Annotated in this window: 15 protein-coding genes; 7 read left to right on the top strand and 8 right to left on the bottom strand. The window is 51.6% G+C overall.

From position 1 onward, the window contains the following. Positions 1 to 196: 196 nt before the first annotated feature. The gene (ilvC, locus tag IEX02_RS05515; RefSeq protein ID WP_188691343.1) at positions 197 to 1,681 is read right to left on the bottom strand and encodes a ketol-acid reductoisomerase; all 1,485 of its coding nucleotides are present in this window, start codon (positions 1,679 to 1,681) and stop codon (positions 197 to 199) included. A gap of 148 nt (positions 1,682 to 1,829) precedes the next feature. Between ilvC and ilvY the strand changes: the two genes are divergently transcribed. Together ilvY and IEX02_RS05505 are read left to right on the top strand one after the other, a co-directional pair. Continuing rightward, the gene (gene ilvY, locus IEX02_RS05510) at positions 1,830 to 2,687 is read left to right on the top strand and encodes an HTH-type transcriptional activator IlvY (protein ID WP_188691340.1); all 858 of its coding nucleotides are present in this window, start codon (positions 1,830 to 1,832) and stop codon (positions 2,685 to 2,687) included. Positions 2,688 to 2,770: 83 nt separating this feature from the next. Next, positions 2,771 to 3,622 carry an EamA family transporter gene (locus IEX02_RS05505; RefSeq protein ID WP_229702112.1) on the top strand — a complete coding sequence of 284 codons (852 nt, stop codon included), beginning with the start codon at positions 2,771 to 2,773 and terminating at the stop codon, positions 3,620 to 3,622. 126 nt (positions 3,623 to 3,748) lie between these two features. Here the strand turns inward: IEX02_RS05505 and IEX02_RS05500 are convergent, their stop codons facing one another. The 3 genes from IEX02_RS05500 to IEX02_RS05490 form a co-directional block, all read right to left on the bottom strand. Beyond that, the gene (locus IEX02_RS05500; protein ID WP_188691333.1) at positions 3,749 to 5,635 is read right to left on the bottom strand and encodes an SUMF1/EgtB/PvdO family nonheme iron enzyme; all 1,887 of its coding nucleotides are present in this window, start codon (positions 5,633 to 5,635) and stop codon (positions 3,749 to 3,751) included. A gap of 205 nt (positions 5,636 to 5,840) precedes the next feature. Next, positions 5,841 to 7,355, bottom strand: a complete 1,515-nt coding sequence (locus tag IEX02_RS05495) for a YifB family Mg chelatase-like AAA ATPase (RefSeq protein WP_188691320.1) — start codon at positions 7,353 to 7,355, stop codon at positions 5,841 to 5,843. A gap of 75 nt (positions 7,356 to 7,430) precedes the next feature. Continuing rightward, complete coding sequence (locus IEX02_RS05490; RefSeq protein ID WP_188691318.1) at positions 7,431 to 8,045, bottom strand: trimeric intracellular cation channel family protein; 615 nt, start codon at positions 8,043 to 8,045, stop codon at positions 7,431 to 7,433. Between the two features lie 355 nt (positions 8,046 to 8,400). Between IEX02_RS05490 and ilvG the strand changes: the two genes are divergently transcribed. The 4 genes from ilvG (at position 8,401) to ilvA (ending at position 13,837) form a co-directional block, all read left to right on the top strand. After that, on the top strand, positions 8,401 to 10,053 hold the full coding sequence (ilvG, locus tag IEX02_RS05485; protein ID WP_188691315.1) for an acetolactate synthase 2 catalytic subunit: 1,653 nt from the start codon (positions 8,401 to 8,403) through the stop codon (positions 10,051 to 10,053). Then, positions 10,050 to 10,334 carry an acetolactate synthase 2 small subunit gene (gene ilvM / locus IEX02_RS05480; protein WP_188691312.1) on the top strand — a complete coding sequence of 95 codons (285 nt, stop codon included), beginning with the start codon at positions 10,050 to 10,052 and terminating at the stop codon, positions 10,332 to 10,334. Before ilvG ends, ilvM begins: the two co-directional genes overlap by 4 nt. A 105-nt stretch (positions 10,335 to 10,439) precedes the next feature. Beyond that, positions 10,440 to 12,293, top strand: coding sequence for a dihydroxy-acid dehydratase (gene ilvD, locus IEX02_RS05475; RefSeq protein WP_188691308.1), 1,854 nt, complete (start codon positions 10,440 to 10,442; stop codon positions 12,291 to 12,293). Further along, positions 12,290 to 13,837 carry a threonine ammonia-lyase, biosynthetic gene (gene ilvA, locus IEX02_RS05470; protein WP_188691305.1) on the top strand — a complete coding sequence of 516 codons (1,548 nt, stop codon included), beginning with the start codon at positions 12,290 to 12,292 and terminating at the stop codon, positions 13,835 to 13,837. Before ilvD ends, ilvA begins: the two co-directional genes overlap by 4 nt. Positions 13,838 to 13,869: 32 nt before the next feature. Here ilvA and IEX02_RS05465 read toward each other — a convergent pair whose 3' ends face one another. Then, positions 13,870 to 14,043: a hypothetical protein gene (locus IEX02_RS05465; RefSeq protein WP_188691302.1), complete on the bottom strand. Its 174-nt coding sequence runs from the start codon at positions 14,041 to 14,043 to the stop codon at positions 13,870 to 13,872. A gap of 150 nt (positions 14,044 to 14,193) precedes the next feature. Here IEX02_RS05465 and IEX02_RS05460 point away from each other — a divergent pair, with 150 nt between their 5' ends. After that, on the top strand, positions 14,194 to 15,195 hold the full coding sequence (locus tag IEX02_RS05460; protein WP_188691300.1) for a GlxA family transcriptional regulator: 1,002 nt from the start codon (positions 14,194 to 14,196) through the stop codon (positions 15,193 to 15,195). Between the two features lie 64 nt (positions 15,196 to 15,259). Here the strand turns inward: IEX02_RS05460 and ubiK are convergent, their stop codons facing one another. From ubiK to IEX02_RS05445, 3 genes are all read right to left on the bottom strand, one after another. Next, positions 15,260 to 15,514 (bottom strand): ubiquinone biosynthesis accessory factor UbiK, encoded by a 255-nt coding sequence (gene ubiK / locus IEX02_RS05455; RefSeq protein ID WP_188691297.1) that lies wholly within the window; start codon positions 15,512 to 15,514, stop codon positions 15,260 to 15,262. A gap of 69 nt (positions 15,515 to 15,583) precedes the next feature. Then, a complete protein-coding gene (locus tag IEX02_RS05450; RefSeq protein WP_188691294.1) occupies positions 15,584 to 15,955 on the bottom strand; it encodes a DUF2750 domain-containing protein in 372 nt (123 codons plus the stop codon). A gap of 3 nt (positions 15,956 to 15,958) precedes the next feature. Beyond that, positions 15,959 to 16,207 (bottom strand): TIGR02647 family protein, encoded by a 249-nt coding sequence (locus IEX02_RS05445; protein ID WP_188691292.1) that lies wholly within the window; start codon positions 16,205 to 16,207, stop codon positions 15,959 to 15,961. Positions 16,208 to 16,479 lie beyond the last annotated feature (272 nt).

The following is a 16,479-nucleotide window of genomic DNA, read 5'->3' as shown; positions in this document are numbered from 1 at the left end:
GTTGTCGAGGCGCTGGTGACATTACAACCAGCAGAGCACAACAAACGTAGGAAACGCACAACGATTAGTCAATTTAATGGATTAAATGTTTTTACAATATTTTCACATATGAAGTATTCGAGGGGAATAAAAAAAGCCCGGCCAAATTGACCGGGCAAAGGGCTTGGTTAGCACCTAACGACAGAAACTGGAGAATTTAGTTCGCTGCGACAATGGCCTTCATATCAGTCATGTAGCCACGTAACTCTTCACCTACCAACTCAACATGGTGGTCTCTGATGGCCTGATTAACAGCAACCAGAGTTTTGTTATCCACGCTGTTAGATTGGCTGGATAACCCTTTTCCTAGCAATTCCGCACTTAAGCTTGGCATAAACTTCTCGGCCAGCAGTGGAATGGCTGCGTTGGCAAACAGGTAGTTGCCGTATTCTGCCGTGTCCGAAATAACGACGTTCATTTCGTACAGACGCTTACGGGCAATAGTGTTAGCGATAAGCGGGGTTTCATGCAGCGATTCGTAGTAAGCCGACTCAGGCAACATGCCGGACTCAACCATAACTTCGAATGCTAACTCAACACCGGCCTTGATCATGGCTACCAGGAAGATGCCTTTGTCGAAGAACTCTTGCTCATCGATCTTGCCCTGATACACAGGAGCTTGCTCAAAACCACTGCGGCCGGTTTCTTCGCGCCACTTCAGCAGATTGGCATCACCATTGGCCCAATCCTGCATCATAGTGCGAGAAAATTCACCGCTAAGGATATCGTCCTGATGCTTTTCAAACAGAGGACGCAGTAAATCTTTCAGTTGCTCGGACAGTTCAAAGGCTTCAATTTTGGCCGGGTTGGACAATCTGTCCATCATGTTGGTCACACCACCGATCTTTAATGCTTCGGTGATGGCTTCCAGGCCAAATTGGAGCAGTGCTGCGGCGTAAGCTGGATCTTCGCCATCGGCTACCATTTTTTCAAAGCCTAAGATGGCGGCACTTTGTTGCATACCACACAGGATGGTTTGCTCGCCCATCAGGTCAGACTTTACTTCGGCAACAAAAGAGGAGTGCAGTACGCCAGCTCTGTCACCACCTGTGGCAGAAGCCAGGGCTTTGGCAATATCCAGACCCAGACCTTGTGGATCATTTTCAGGGTGAACAGCAATCAGGGTAGGTACACCGAAACCACGCTTATATTCTTCACGTACTTCGGTACCAGGACACTTGGGTGCACACATCACAACCGTAATGTCGCTGCGAATTTGCTGGCCTTCTTCAACAATATTGAAACCGTGAGAATAAGACAGGGCTGCACCTTGCTTCATCAGCGGCATGACCGCTTCGATAACATTTGCGTGTTGCTTATCGGGCGTCAGGTTATAGACCAGATCCGCGTTGGGAATAAGCTGCTGATAAGTGCCGACCTCAAAACCGTTGGAGGTCGCACGCTGCCATGAATCACGTTTTTCATCGATGGCGGATTGACGCAGTGCGTAAGCGACATCCAAACCGGAGTCGCGCATGTTCAGACCTTGGTTCAGGCCTTGCGCACCACAGCCAACGATGACAATTTTTTTGCCTTTTAGGAATTCACAGCCGTCAGTGAATTCCTGACGATCCATGAAACGGCATTGACCCAGCTGATCCAGCTGCTGTCTAAAATTCAGGGAGTTAAAATAATTTGCCATAAATTTCTCCGTGGCCCCCCATCCGGGCGACCAATAAACTTCTTCTTACAAGCCAGTGACGTACTTGTGTTGAATAGAGAATAGGCCATGGCTCTTGTTGAATAAAATGATATATTTGCAAGCCTGTGTTTCATATTCTGCAATAATGATGGATGTCCGTAGCCTGCAACTTTTTCAGCACCTGGCCAACAGTCTGCATTTTGGCAAGACCGCCGAGGCCTTGTATGTCAGTCCTTCTACCTTAAGCCGTGCTATACAGCGCCTCGAGGAGGAGTGCGGAGCGGCGCTGTTTGTAAGGGATAACCGCAAGGTTAAATTAACGGCGGCGGGCAGCCGGCTGTTGGAATTTAGCCAGCAAACGCTGGCGGGGTGGCAGCAGGTAAAAAGTGAGATTCAGCGTCACAGTCAGGAGATCGCCGGTGAGCTTAGTTTGTTTTGCTCTGTTACCGCTAGTTACAGCCATCTTCCCGCCCTGCTGGAACGCTTCCGGCACTTGTATCCACAGGTGGAAATCAAGCTGACGACCGGCGATCCCGGTGTTTCCACCGACAAGGTGTTAACAGGTAAGGCGGATATGGCCATTGCTGTTGATGCACCGGATTTCCCGCCAGAGTTGGCCTTTCATCATCTGGATACCCTCCCCTTGGTGATGATTTGCCCCGCCTCCATGCGACTTACGCAATTGGAGCAAGTGGATTGGCGCGGGGTGTCTATGGTGTTGCCGGATTCGGGGCCGTCAAAACGTATCGTGCACCATTGGCTGGCTGAGCATGGCATTCGCCCTAATGTGTATGCCACTGTGGGGGGCCATGAAGCTATTGTCAGCATGGTGGCGCTGGGCTGCGGAATAGGCATAGTGCCCCGTCCTGTTGTTGAGCAGTCTATTCTGGCCGACAAGATAGCTATTATTGCACTGGGCGATATTGAACCCTTCCGGTTGGGATTGTGCTGCCTGAAGGAGCGCGCTACCGACCCGCTGATCAGGGCCCTGCTGGAACAAATCTGACGCTTTAGTGACGCAGGCTGTTATTATCTGGCGTCTTTTTCATCAAGGGTAAATTTTACGTGCTTTGGATCCCCTTTACCTTAATGGCCGCGTTTATGCAGGCTTGGCGTAACGCCTTTCAAAAACAACTGAGTCATGAAGTGGCTGCCAGTGGGGTGACATTAGCGCGTTTTCTCTATGCCAGTCCGTTAGCGGCAATCTACTTGCTGGGACTTTATTGGTGGAAACCTGTGGAGCTCCCTCAGCCCAACCTGGCTTTCGCCTGGTATATTTTGGGAGCCGCGCTGATGCAGATTCTGGCCACCGCGCTGATGGTTAGGTTGTTTCAGTTACGTAATTACGCCATCGGGGTGGGGCTGGCTAAAAGCGAAGCGATTCTGGCCGCGGCCCTTGGTGTTGCATTCTATGCCGTTTCTCTCGACTGGTTGGGCTGGCTTGGTGTGCTACTTGGCGGTCTCGCTGTGTTTTTGCTTAGCGGCATCCGTGCTGTGCATGGATGGTCATGGCAAACGCTGGGATTGGGCTTAGGCAGTGGCCTGGCCTTCGCGCTGACTTCGCTTTGGGTCAGAGAAGCCAGTCTAGCCTTGGGATTACCTTTCCCCCACGGAGCGGCCTGGGTGCTTTTGTTGGTTATTGTTCTTCAATCCGTGTTGATGATCGGCTGGCTGTTGGTCAAAGATGCCGCCACCTTGACAGCCTTGTGGCATCGACCCAGATTGACCCTGCTGATCAGCTTTTGCAGTTGTCTTGGTTCCATTGGTTGGTTTACCGCCATGAGCCTGGAGTCTGTCGCCCTGGTTAAAACCCTGGGACAGGTTGAGGTGCTGTTTAGCTTGATGATCTCTGCCTGGCTGTTCCGTGAAAAGCTCGCAAAAGCCGATAAACTGGGTCTGCTGTTGATTGTGGTTGCCGCCATCTGTGTTGTTTGGAGTTAAAGCCAGACAGTGCTTGCCCGTCCATCCTTGGACATAGTCGACGAATGTTCCTGACAACGTCGACATACCGTCCATCCCTGGACATAAAAAAACCGGCGTGAGCCGGTTTTTCTAGAGCAGCGATACTTAGCGTTCTCTGACGACGCGCATGCCGATGTAATTGGCGCGAAAACTGGGGTCCAGCTCCATACGGGTTGATACTCTTGCCAGACGAGGCGCAAAGTTCCAGGCACCACCACGCACTACTGAGCCATTGCTTGAGGCGTTGGAGACTGTCCATTCCCATACGTTGCCAGCGGTATCAAACAGGCCGTAACTGTTGCGGTCAAAAGAGGCCACAGGCGCGGCACTGATATTTGACCACTGACTACCACACCAACCACAGTTGGCATTACCTGTGCCCACGCTGTTACCCCACCAATAGTCATTTTCTTTGCCGCCACGGGCGGCGTATTCCCATTCGACTTCGGTGGGCAGGCGGTATTTGTTGCCGCTGGCTTCACTTAACCAATTCGCATAAGCTGTTGCATCGCGCTGGCTGATACAAACTACAGGGTGATTGTCGGTGTTGGCATAGCCGGGAGTGCGCCAGTTCAACTGGGCCTGCCATACCGGTGCGCCTTGCTCATAGAAAGCGCAGCCCCTGTCTTTCTCGGCATCGGTAACATAACTGGTTTCTTCCACAAAGCGGCGGAAGTCTGCCACTGTGACTTCGAACTCGCCGATACCAAAGGAGTTGTTCAGGGTTTTGGTTTCAACCGGCCGCTCGTTTTCCAAGCCACTGCCGTTAATATCACCCATGCGGAAGGTGCCCGCAGGTACCACAACCAGCTGTGGGCCAGGGATATCGCCGTTAAGGATATCCTGAACTTTTTCCCCTTTGTTGAAAGCAAACTGGGCCCGTTTCATCTCCACTTTGATGGTGGTGCTTTCCTTCAACTGGATATTCTGGCGGAAGGTTTCGTAGCCGCGTTTGACCACTTCCAGGTCATGAGGGCCGGCTGGCAACATAATCTGTAATCGTGTTGAACCGTAGCTGACGCCATCAATATAGACTTCATCGTCATACACGTTGGAACGCACGGTCAGCTCGTACATAACCGACTCATCGATTGGCGCGCTGCCATCAGATGCTTTAGGAACAGTAACCACTTTGGCCATGTCTTGCTGCGCACGCTCTGCGACACAATAGCGTTTGTCCAGACCCAATAACTGACAGCCTTCGGTACGCTTCAGGTTACCCTTCAGTTCTACATTCATCTGCACCGCATAGTTACCGGCACCGCTGAAGCCATCCTGAGTTACGTCACTGCGAAGCAATAACACATAGGCCTCAGAGTATGGGCGGTGTTGCTTAGCAGCGGGAGCTTCTGTCAGACCGTCATACAACTGATCCAAAAAGCGCTTAGAGGCTTTTTGCTTGGCCAGGAACTTACCGCGCTCGGAACATTTGCCTATGGTCTCGTTGCGATCACAGGTTATCTCATGATTGACCGTAACCTGATCCTGGCGGTTAAATTCACGGAATAAACGATCAACCCGGGCGTTATTGAGTTTTTCTTTCAGGCTTTCAATTTTGTTTAACAAGCTGTGTTTGGATAGGCGCAGTTGCTCTACATCCAACAGCTTGCTTTGCCATTCATTGTACTTGGCCGTAATCGCGTCTTTGTTTTCTTTGTGCGCGCGAACCGCTGACAGATAGGCTTCCCTGGCCTCGTTAATATCTATACTGGGGTCTTCAATAGTGCGCTCATACTGAACATTCATCTCGTTCAGCTTAACCTGCCGGTTATGCTCCAATGCTTTTCCGTTGGTGCGCATGGACGCAAGATCACGCTCAAACTGTGCGGCTTTGGCTATTTCACCTTCCAGCGTCCGATGGTAGCTGTCGTATTCGCTTTGGTTGGCTTGAATTTGCTGTTGGATGGCCTCAACCGAGGCATTTTCCGCTGCAAGCAGACTGGTTGGGTAAACCAGTGCTATTGCTAGAGCAAGGTGTGCTATTCGCTTCATTATTCCATTCCAAACGGGTCGCCAGCTGGCAAACTGCTATTGTTTTTATGGTTATCAAATGGCGTTGTACTACTGCTTAATCGCCAGTCGGTTAGACGTGAGCGAAAAAGCCGCAACACGCCTTATGCTATTGACTTGTCAAGTAAAGCGCAAGTGTCATAAGTGTTAATTCCTTGTTGTTGCAGACCAATGTCTAGTTTCATACTTATTGAGCCAGCAATTGTGCCATTAAGCGGTCAAAGGCCCGGTATTGCAGGGCTTCGGCCAGATGTTCTCGGCTAATCAATGCCTCTGCCTGTAAATCTGCAATGGTTCGGGCTACCCGCAGTAACCTGTGATAGCTACGCACAGACAAGCCCAGGCGTTCACAGGCGTTTTCCAAGAAATATTGATCCGAGTTTGCCAGTGCGCAATCTATGCTGATGTCCTTACCACTGAGTTCCGCATTGGCTTTACCCCGCCGTTCGTACTGTCTAGCCCGGGCACAGAGAACCCGCTGGCGTATAATCTGGCTGCTCTCACCCCTAGCCTGTTGTGGGTTGCTGAGACTCCCTTTAGGTAAGCGCGGTACATCGACTTGTAAATCGATTCGGTCCAGAAACGGGCCCGACAAGCGGTTCAGATAACGCAGAACCTGGTCCGGTGTACTGCGTTTATCCTCGACGCTGCCTGTTGGGCTGGGGTTCATCGCTGCCACCAGTTGGAACCTGGCAGGAAACCTGGCCTGTTGTGCTGCTCTGGAAATACATACATAGCCTGATTCGAGAGGCTCTCTCAGTACATCCAATACTTTGCGATCAAATTCAGGTAGCTCATCAAGAAACAGCACACCGTTATGAGCCAGGGATATTTCGCCGGGGCGGGGAATGCTGCCTCCGCCAGCCAGGGCGATAGCCGATGCCGTATGATGCGGATGGCGAAACGGGCGCTGTCGCCAATGTGCCGGTTCGACCGGTTTGCCGGTAATGGAATGGATGGTGGCGGTTTCCAGAGCTTCGTCGTCGGACATGGGGGGAAGAATATCCACCAGTCGATTGGCCAGCATGGTTTTGCCTGTCCCTGGCGGCCCGGTGAACAGCAGGTTGTGCGCGCCAGCCGCCGCGATCTCAAGCGCTCGTTTGGCGGTTGTCTGGCCAATCACATCCTGCATATCCAAAGACTGGCTGCTGACTTGTGATGGAATGACACCGCTATAAGGCAGTAAGCTTTGCTGACCACAAAGATGATGAAAAACCTGCAGTAACGCGGGAGCGGCAAAGAGCGTGATGCCATTAATTAAGCTGGCTTCAGATGCGTTTTGTTGGGGAATAATCAGGGCTTGCTTGGCTTTATGGCAAGCATGGGCAAAAGGCAAGGCGCCACTGATGGGGGCCAGTTCCCCTGATAGTGCCAGTTCACCTGCCAATTCATATTTATCCAGCGCCTGAGCGGCAATTTGGCCACAGGCGGCAATAATTCCTATGGCGATCGGTAGGTCAAAACGTCCGCCTTCCTTGGGGAGATCCGCTGGAGCGAGGTTAACCGTAATGCGTCTGGCAGGGAATTCGAACCCCGAGTTGATCAATGCGCTGCGAACCCGGTCGCGGGATTCTCTGACAGAGGCTTCTGGTAAGCCGACGATATTGAACGCAGGCAGTCCATTGGCCAAGTGCACTTCCACCCTGATTGGGGGCGCTTCTATACCTACGCTGGCGCGAGTATGGACTATGGCTAGTGACATGTGGTCTTCCCTGGCTGCACATGTCAAAGCCTAGTTCAGCAGGCTGGGAACGCCAGTATGACGAGTCCTGGGGAGTCAGTGACTGCCCTGAAAAACCGGTAATTGCCAATGCCAGCGTATTGCCCCCAGCCTGAGTAGTAAGGTGGCCAGCATGCCTAGCGCCATTGCCGGCAAATCAGAAATGCCTAACGCCAGTGCCGACACATACAAAATGCCACCCACGATACAGGTTGTGGCATAAAGTTCACCTTTTAAAACCAGAGGAATTTCCCGGCAGATTACGTCCCGAATTAAGCCACCAAAGACACCTGTCATGGTCCCCATAACAATGGCGATAAAAGCACCGGTGCCTTGATCCAAGGCTTTTTGCATACCCATGATATTAAAAAATGCGATGCCCAGGGCATCTGCCACCAGTAGGGTTTGGTAGGGAAATTTATGGGTAATACGCAGCCAAAAAATGGTCACCATGGCCGCAATTAAAATGGCATACAGAAAATCCGGCTGCTGCACCCAAAACACCGGGAGATCCAAAATCATATCGCGCAAGGTACCACCGCCGATCGCGGTGACCGATGCCAGCACTATCACGCCAAAGCCATCCATATGCTTACGATAGGCCATCAATGTGCCAGAGATGGCAAAGACTGCCACACCCAGTAAATCAATCCAGTGTAACCAATGGCTCATGCCACTTTTCCATCGTCAGAATTGCCCCATACTCTAATGCGGTGAGGGTAAAAATAACAAGGGAGAGAAAGACTTGTTTTATAAAAATGGATTTTGAGAAAAATTATTGCTTGATCTGGCTTCAACCGCCGTGCTATTTCTAATAGCAGTGACGTAACTTGATATTTAGTGGGCAAACAGCCTTATATGAACCTTTTCGCAAACCTTCTTCTTACTGTCGTAGTGGTCGTGGTGATTATTATCTCCGCGGGGGAAGCGTTTGGTCTGAAATAAGTCCAGTTACACGAAACACCCCCCGCGCGAAAGCCCGGGGGGTTTTTTGTTTTATGGGCGCTGAAAAAGAGTGAGAGCGAAGATGAAAGGCGCACAAGCCATCTTGGAGTTCCTGACAGAACAAGGTGTAGACAAAGTTTTCGGCTATCCCGGCGGAGCCATTATGCCGCTGTATGACGCCCTTCTTGACTCACCTGTGCAGCATTACCTCTGCCGTCATGAGCAAGGTGCTGCGTTTGCCGCTATAGGTTATGCGCGGTCTACCAATAGAGTCGGCGTATGTATTGCGACTTCAGGCCCGGGCGCCACTAACCTGTTGACCAGTCTGGCAGATGCCAAATTGGACTCGGTACCTTTAGTGATGATTACCGGCCAGGTAGCGCGCCCGGCAATGGGCTCTGATGCGTTCCAGGAAGTGGATGTATTGGGTTTGTCATTAAGTATCTGTAAACACAGTATGCAGGTGATGACAGCTGAGGATTTGGTGCCTTGCCTGCAAAAAGCCTTTCACATTGCCCAGGAAGGACGCCCCGGTCCGGTGTTGGTGGATATTCCTAAAGATATTCTGACCGGCCTGGTGCCCGCTACTCCCCAAGCTGTCTCGGACTATCAGATGCCCGAGTATTCGATGCAGGATTTACAGGCAGCCAATCAGCTAATTGCCAGCAGCGAGCGTCCCGTCCTGTACATTGGGGGCGGTGTTGGCATGGCAAATGCCGTAGACGAGTTACGTGACCTGATTCAGCGCACGGATCTGCCGCAGGTATGCACCCTCAAAGGTTTAGGGAGTGCGGAATCTGAGCATCCCTTGTACTTGGGAATGCTGGGGATGCATGGTCTGGCTGCCGCTAACCTGAGCGTACAACAGTGTGATTTGTTAATTGCCATTGGTGCCAGGCTAGATGACAGGGTAACGGGCAAACTGGATGAGTTTGCTCCCCATGCTAAGTTGATTCACCTTGATATCGACCCAGCCGAAATTCACAAACGTCGTCGTGCTGATGTCAGTCTGTTGGGTGACTTAAAAACCATTTTACCTCTGCTAGGCACCGATACCGTTAATCCATCATGGCGTGAATGGGTGAGTGACCTGAAGGTCAGCAAAGCCTTTCCTTATGCTGTAGATAACAGCCCTGGTCAGATTGATGCCCCGCAATTGCTCAGACAATTGAGCGATATGTCTGCCAATGATGCCATTGTCAGTTGCGATGTGGGTCAACACCAGATGTGGGTGGCTCAGCATATGCGCTTTTCCCAGCCAAGCTGTCATTTGAGCAGCGGCGGACTGGGCACTATGGGGTTTGGTTTGCCGGCAGCTATTGGCGCGCAGGTGGCCAATCCCGATACCCAGGTGGTGGCCGTTTGCGGTGATGGCTCTTTTATGATGAATGTACAGGAGTTGGGTACCCTGCGTCGCTATCAGATGCCAGTGAAAATTCTGATTCTTGATAATCAGCGTCTTGGCATGGTGAAGCAGTGGCAGGAACTGTTCCATGAAGAGCGCTACAGCGAAACCGACTTGTCAGACAACCCGGAATTCAGCCGCCTGGCAGCTGCCTTTGATATTCAAAGTGATGTGATCCAATGCCGTAGCCAGGTGGGTGAAGCATTGCGCAAAATGCTGGCATATCCGGGCCCTTACCTGCTGCATGTGCAGTTAGATCACAAAGATAACGTGTGGCCCATCGTGCCACCTAATACCGCCAACCATCAAATGTGGGAGCAACCAAAATGAACTATCAATTGGAGATGTTGTTAACGGATCAACCTGCGGTATTGGAACGCGTGCTGCAAACGACCCGTTACCGTGGCTTTCGGGTCGATAGCATGCAGATGCAACCGGCATCCAAGCAGATGAAAGTGTCAATGCTGGTATCTGGCAAGCACCCCATTAGCATGTTAACCAGCCAATTGAATAAGTTGTATGATTTGGCTTCACTGGAGTGTCAGGCCCAGTTAGTGCAAAGCGGTGAACAGCAATCGACACAGGCGCAACCTTTACCGAAAACGGCTTAGAAAAACGTTAAACTGGGCAGGCAATGCAGCCCGCAGAGTAACGGACAGAGATTTAGATAATGGGGCACTTAGCCCCGACAATTCAGACAATAAGGGTTTTTTACCATGCCAAAATTACGTTCAGCAACCACCACCCAGGGCCGCAACATGGCCGGTGCCCGCGCCTTATGGCGTGCCACAGGCATGACGGAGGCGGATTTTGGCAAGCCTATTATTGCTGTGGCCAACTCCTTTACCCAGTTTGTGCCCGGCCATGTGCATTTGAAAGATATGGGCCAGTTGGTGGCGCGTAGTATTGAAGAAGCTGGCGCGGTGGCTAAGGAATTTAACACCATTGCGGTGGATGACGGTATTGCCATGGGGCATGGCGGTATGTTGTACAGTCTGCCTTCCCGTGAGCTGATCGCCGACTCGGTAGAGTATATGGTCAATGCCCACTGCGCCGATGCGCTGGTGTGTATTTCTAACTGTGACAAGATTACGCCGGGAATGCTGATGGCAGCGCTGCGTCTGAATATTCCCGTGGTGTTTGTCTCTGGTGGCCCCATGGAAGCGGGCAAAACCAAGCTCTCCGACAAAATCATTCACCTGGATCTGGTTGATGCCATGGTGGCGGCTGCTAACCCTAATGTGTCTGATGCCGACAGCGAAGCCATAGAGCGTTCAGCCTGCCCTACTTGTGGCTCTTGTTCAGGTATGTTTACCGCTAACTCCATGAACTGCTTAACCGAGGCGTTGGGATTGTCGTTGCCAGGTAACGGTTCGATGCTGGCGACCCATGCGGATCGCGAAGGTCTGTTTAAGCAAGCCGGTCAGGTTGTCGTGGAACTGTGTAAGCGCTATTACCAGGACAATGATGCATCTGCTCTGCCGCGTGCTATTGCAGGTCGTGCTGCCTTTGAAAATGCTATGGCGCTGGATATCGCCATGGGCGGGTCCACAAACACTATCTTGCATTTATTGGCGGCCGCACAAGAGGCCGAGCTGGACTTTACTATGACGGATATCGATCGTTTATCCCGTAAAGTGCCGCATTTATGTAAGGTGGCGCCTGCCACGCAACAATACCATATGGAAGACGTACACCGTGCCGGTGGCGTGTTGGGAATCCTGGCCGAACTGAACCGAGGTGGCCTGCTTAACCCTGATAGCCCCCATGTTTTGGGCGGCAGTATTGGTGATGTCATAGGGCAGTGGGATGTAACAAATGCGAACAATGACGCTGCGCACACCTTCTTTAAAGCGGGCCCTGCTGGTATTCGCACCACTAAGGCTTTTAGTCAGGACTGCCGTTATCCCAGCCTGGATACGGACAGACAGCAAGGCTGTATTCGCGATATGGAACATGCCTTCAGTCAGGAAGGTGGCTTGGCGGTGCTGTTTGGTAATTTGGCCGAAGACGGCTGTATCGTTAAAACCGCAGGGGTGGATGAGGATAATCTGTGCTTTACCGGGCCTGCGCGTATATATGAAAGCCAGGATGCGGCGGTCAGCGGCATTTTGAGTGACGAAGTGAAAGCCGGTGAGGTGGTGATTATTCGTTACGAAGGGCCTAAGGGTGGTCCGGGTATGCAGGAAATGCTTTATCCCACCTCTTATCTGAAGTCCAAAGGGCTGGGCAAAGCCTGTGCCCTGATCACCGATGGGCGCTTTTCTGGCGGTACTTCTGGCTTGTCTATAGGTCACGTTTCTCCGGAAGCGGCCGCCGGTGGCGTCATTGGACTGGTGCAACCTGGCGATATCATAGCTATTGATATTCCCAACCGCAGCATTCAATTACAAGTCAGTGATGCTGAGCTGGCTGCGCGCCGCGAACAAATGAACCAAGCTGATAAGCCCTGGCAGCCTGTCAATCGTCAGCGTGAAGTGTCGTTGGCATTAAAAACTTACGCCATGTTGGCCACCAGTGCGGATAAAGGAGCGGTGCGTGACCGCGCCCTGCTGGAGGGCAAAGGATGACAGTCTCGGAAGGCGACTATCTGAAGAAAATCCTCCTTTCACCTGTTTATGATGTGGCAGTGAAAAGTGATTTAGTGCATCTGGACAAGCTGTCCACGGCGTTAGGTAACGATATCTGGCTGAAGCGGGAAGACCAGCAGCCAGTGAAGTCATTTAAGTTGCGCGGCGCCTACAATCGCATTTGCCAACTGACCGAACAACAAAAACAGGCCGGGGTCATTGCCGCTTCGGCCGGCAATCATGCCCAGGGCGTGGCGTATTCGGCGCGTATTAAAAAGATCCGCGCCATTATTGTGATGCCGGAAACTACCCCGGATATCAAAGTGGAAGCGGTACGCACTTTTGGTGGTGAGTACGCTGAGGTGGTGCTGCATGGCACCAGCTTTGATGCCGCTAAAGCGGAAGCCAGCCGGCTGGCCGAATTGCATGGGTATACCTTTATACCGCCTTTTGACGATGCAGATGTTATCGCCGGGCAAGGCACTATCGGCCGGGAGCTGCTGGAACAAAATCCCCACCTGGATACGCTGTTTATTGCCGTTGGTGGCGGTGGTCTGGCGGCGGGTATTGCGGTTTATCTTAAACAGCTAAAACCTGAACTGAAAATTGTTGCTGTGGAATCTGAAGAGTCAGCCTGCCTGAAAGCCGCGCTGGAAGCTGGACATCCCACAGAACTGGCCAGTGTGGGCATTTTTGCCGACGGGGTGGCAGTGAAGCTGATTGGTAGTGAAACCTTCCGTCTGTGTCAGAAGTATATAGATGAGGTCATCACCGTCAGCAGTGACGAAATCTGTGCCGCCATTAAGGATATCTTTGATGATACCCGTGTCATCGCAGAGCCTGCCGGCGCGTTGTCTGTGGCGGGTATCCGCAAGTATGTTCAGCAACATGGCTTGCAAGGGCATAAGTTGGGCGGCATCTTGTGTGGTGCCAACATCAACTTCCATACCTTGCGTTATGTGTCGGAGCGTTGTGAACTTGGCGAACAGAAAGAGGCTGTGTTTGCGGTGAAGATCCCCGAACGAGCCGGAGCATTCAGGCATTTTTGCCGATTGCTGGGCGGCCGGGCAATCACAGAGTTCAACTACCGTTTTGCCAGCGATAAAGAAGCGCATATCTTTGTTGGCTTGAAGCTGAGGGAAGGCCGGGCCGAGTTTGAACGTATCAGCACTCTGTTGCATAAAGAAGGCTATCAGCTGTTTGATCTGTCAGACAATGAGTTGGCCAAATTGCATGTACGTTATATGGTGGGAGGACGCCCTCCCAGTTTGCTGAATGAGCATGTATTTTCCTTTGAGTTCCCTGAACATCCTGGGGCGTTAATGAAGTTTCTGGATACCTTGGGGGAGCGCTGGAATATTACCTTGTTCCATTATCGCAACCACGGTGCGGCAGAAGGTCTGGTGCTGGTGGGGTTTGATATTCCACAAGGCTCGCGCGCTGAATTCGATCAGCATGTGACGCAACTGGGCTATAGCTTCCAGGAGCAAACGGATAACCCGGCCTATCGATTCTTCTTATCTGATTTAAACGGCGTATTCTAAACGCGCCGTTGTTCCATAGGGGGCGGCAACTTTTAGTTGTCTTCCCCCTCCATTGCAAGCCCGGCCAGTAAGCCTAGCAACAGCATTAACAATGGGATACCTATCAAGTTGATGGCCATTGGCAGTTCGCTGCTCCATTGGATCCACAGCATCACTCCCCAGGCCATGAGCAAGGTTGGTAGTACCAGCCAGGATTTGTGTTTCATATGGCAGCTCATTCTCTATCTCCCCTATTGATCGGCCAACGCGGTTTTTAGCCGCTTGATTTCACCAGGTCAGTGTAGTGACTTGCCAATACCAAGGTTAGTGGCAATAATGATAAAAAAGATGTCAAAAGTGACATTTTGGAGGCGGGTGTGAAGAAGATAGCGGTGCTGGCAACAGACAATGCGGTGGGCTCACATTTGATGGGCGTCAGGGATTTCTTTGATTATGCCAACACCTTGTGGCGCTATATCAATCCAAATGACGAGTTTCCGTTGTTTGATACGCAGTTTTACGCCACCACAGGGGAGCAGATTCAATGCTCCAACGGCTTTATTTTGCCAGCCAATCCTATTCAGGCGTTGGAGAAGGCCGACGTGATGATTGCCGTGGCAGCTTATACCTACGACAAACCGGGTCTGAGCGCTTATTTGCAGCAAGCCGAGCCTATGTTTGCACTGTTGCATCATGCCTCGGCAATGGGCGGCCTGGTTGCCAGTCACTGCAGTGGTACCTTTGCAATGGCTGAGGCAGGCATCTTAGATGGACGTCAGGCAACCACTTGTTGGTGGTTAAAAGAGGTGTTTGCCGGTCGTTACCCCCGTGTACAGCTACGTATGGATGAATTGGTGGTGAGTGACGAACATGTGCTGACCGGCGGCGCCACTACCTCGTTTACACATGTTTGCTTAGCCCTGCTGGAGCGTTTGTGTGGTTACCCCTTTGCCAGCCAGCTGTCTAAAGTTCTGTTGCTTGACCGACATCGTTTATCACAGCAAACCTTTATGGATCCGCGCTTTGTCATTGGTCATAACGACAGCCTGATTGAGCGGGTGCAGCAGTGGATGCAGCAGCATTATGCGCAAAGTATCGGTTTGGATGACATTTGTGAGCAGTTTGCGGTGACTAAGCGTACCCTGATACGCCGTTTCAAGGCCGCCTGCGGGGAAACACCGCTAGCTTACCTGCAACAAATCCGGGTGGAAAAGGCCAAACAATTGCTGGAAGGGACAGATCTGCCGGTGGAGCGTATTATCGAAAAGGTGGGTTATGGTGACCCGGCATCGTTTCGTAAGTTGTTCAGCAACCTTACGCAACTCACGCCTAAAGCATATAGGCAAAGATTTAGTTATCAGCCCAGGATTATTGCTTAGTTCAGTAACCAAAGCGGGTAAATCTGTGACAGGGGCCGTGATGACGGCCTTTGTCACAATGGGCTTACGCCTGATCGCGTAGCTGTTTTTCCAGTTCTGCCAAGCGCTCTTCCATGGCGGTGAGCTTTTCTCGGGTACGCACTAAAACCTGAGTTTGCACATCAAACTCTTCGCGACTGACAAAGTCCAGCTTGCTCAGTTGGGATTGCAGCACTTGCTTCACTTTTGCTTCCGCACCTTCTGCCACGGACTTCACACCTGGTGGAATGGAGTCAGAAATCTGCTTGGCTATTTCTTCAATCTTCTTTGGGTCTAACATAAGTTGATCCTGACGGATTTGGTTGGGGGAATTAGAACCCAGCCACAGGCCGGGTTCAAGTCTGATAGTTTAGGCCAGTTCTTCGGCCATTTCCCAGGGAGCTAAAACCAACCCGTCTTCACCTGGTACCGGAAAAGACACGATCTGAATTTCGTCGTCTTCCAAACCCGGCAACCATTTGTGTTGCCAATCCTGCAAAGAGATTTTATGCGGTTTGCAATGTGACCAGTCACCGTTAATCCAATCTTTGGCAAAGGCGGCGTCGGGCCAGATGGGGATGCAATCTTCTTCATCTGTGGTCAGAATCATCGCACCATCGTCGTCAACTAGCGTCCATATTTCGTGCGTTTCCTGCAAACGTGTCAGCAGGTAGCTGTTACGTTGCTCTGGGCTTTTCGCCAGAATGTCATATTTACTGTCTGAATTTACTTGTGCGCACATGGCTTACTCCTCGGCTGATGAAGCAGATAACGCAGAGGCCAGGATTTGCGCATGCTCGTGCAAGTCGTGGCCAAGGTCGGTCAGGTAACCGCCGTCTACCTGATCGATAATCCCTTTCTCAAATAGTCGCTTGGCTGCATCCACTATGGCCGGGTCGGCGTCGTGGTGAATCTTCAGGCCTTGTCTGAGGCTGTCGAGCGGGAATTTAAGAAGCAGGTTGATTTCTTCTAGCATAGGGTGGGTAAAAGGCATGGCAATCTCCCAAATGGCCGGTGCAAAATGAGCGCCTTGTTATTCTGACCGCCACATGGTGGTCGAATCCCCTGGCCTGCCGGAATCTATCTATGATAGACCCGCCTTTACGGCCTGACGCTACTAATCATATTGGGCGTCTGGTTGAGAGGGCGCAAGTGTTTTTCGCTGTGGCCGTCACCTTGCTATTCTATCTGCGTGTTTTATGTGCGTTTAAGTGGTATTGGCCCATCGGTTGCCCTTAATAAGCCAGGGGTTGGCACTACAAGAAG

Origin of the sequence: Bowmanella pacifica, assembly GCF_014645355.1 — a bacterium.
In the GTDB taxonomy this organism is placed as follows: domain Bacteria; phylum Pseudomonadota; class Gammaproteobacteria; order Enterobacterales; family Alteromonadaceae; genus Bowmanella; species Bowmanella pacifica.
This window is presented reverse-complemented; position numbering and strand designations above follow the sequence as displayed.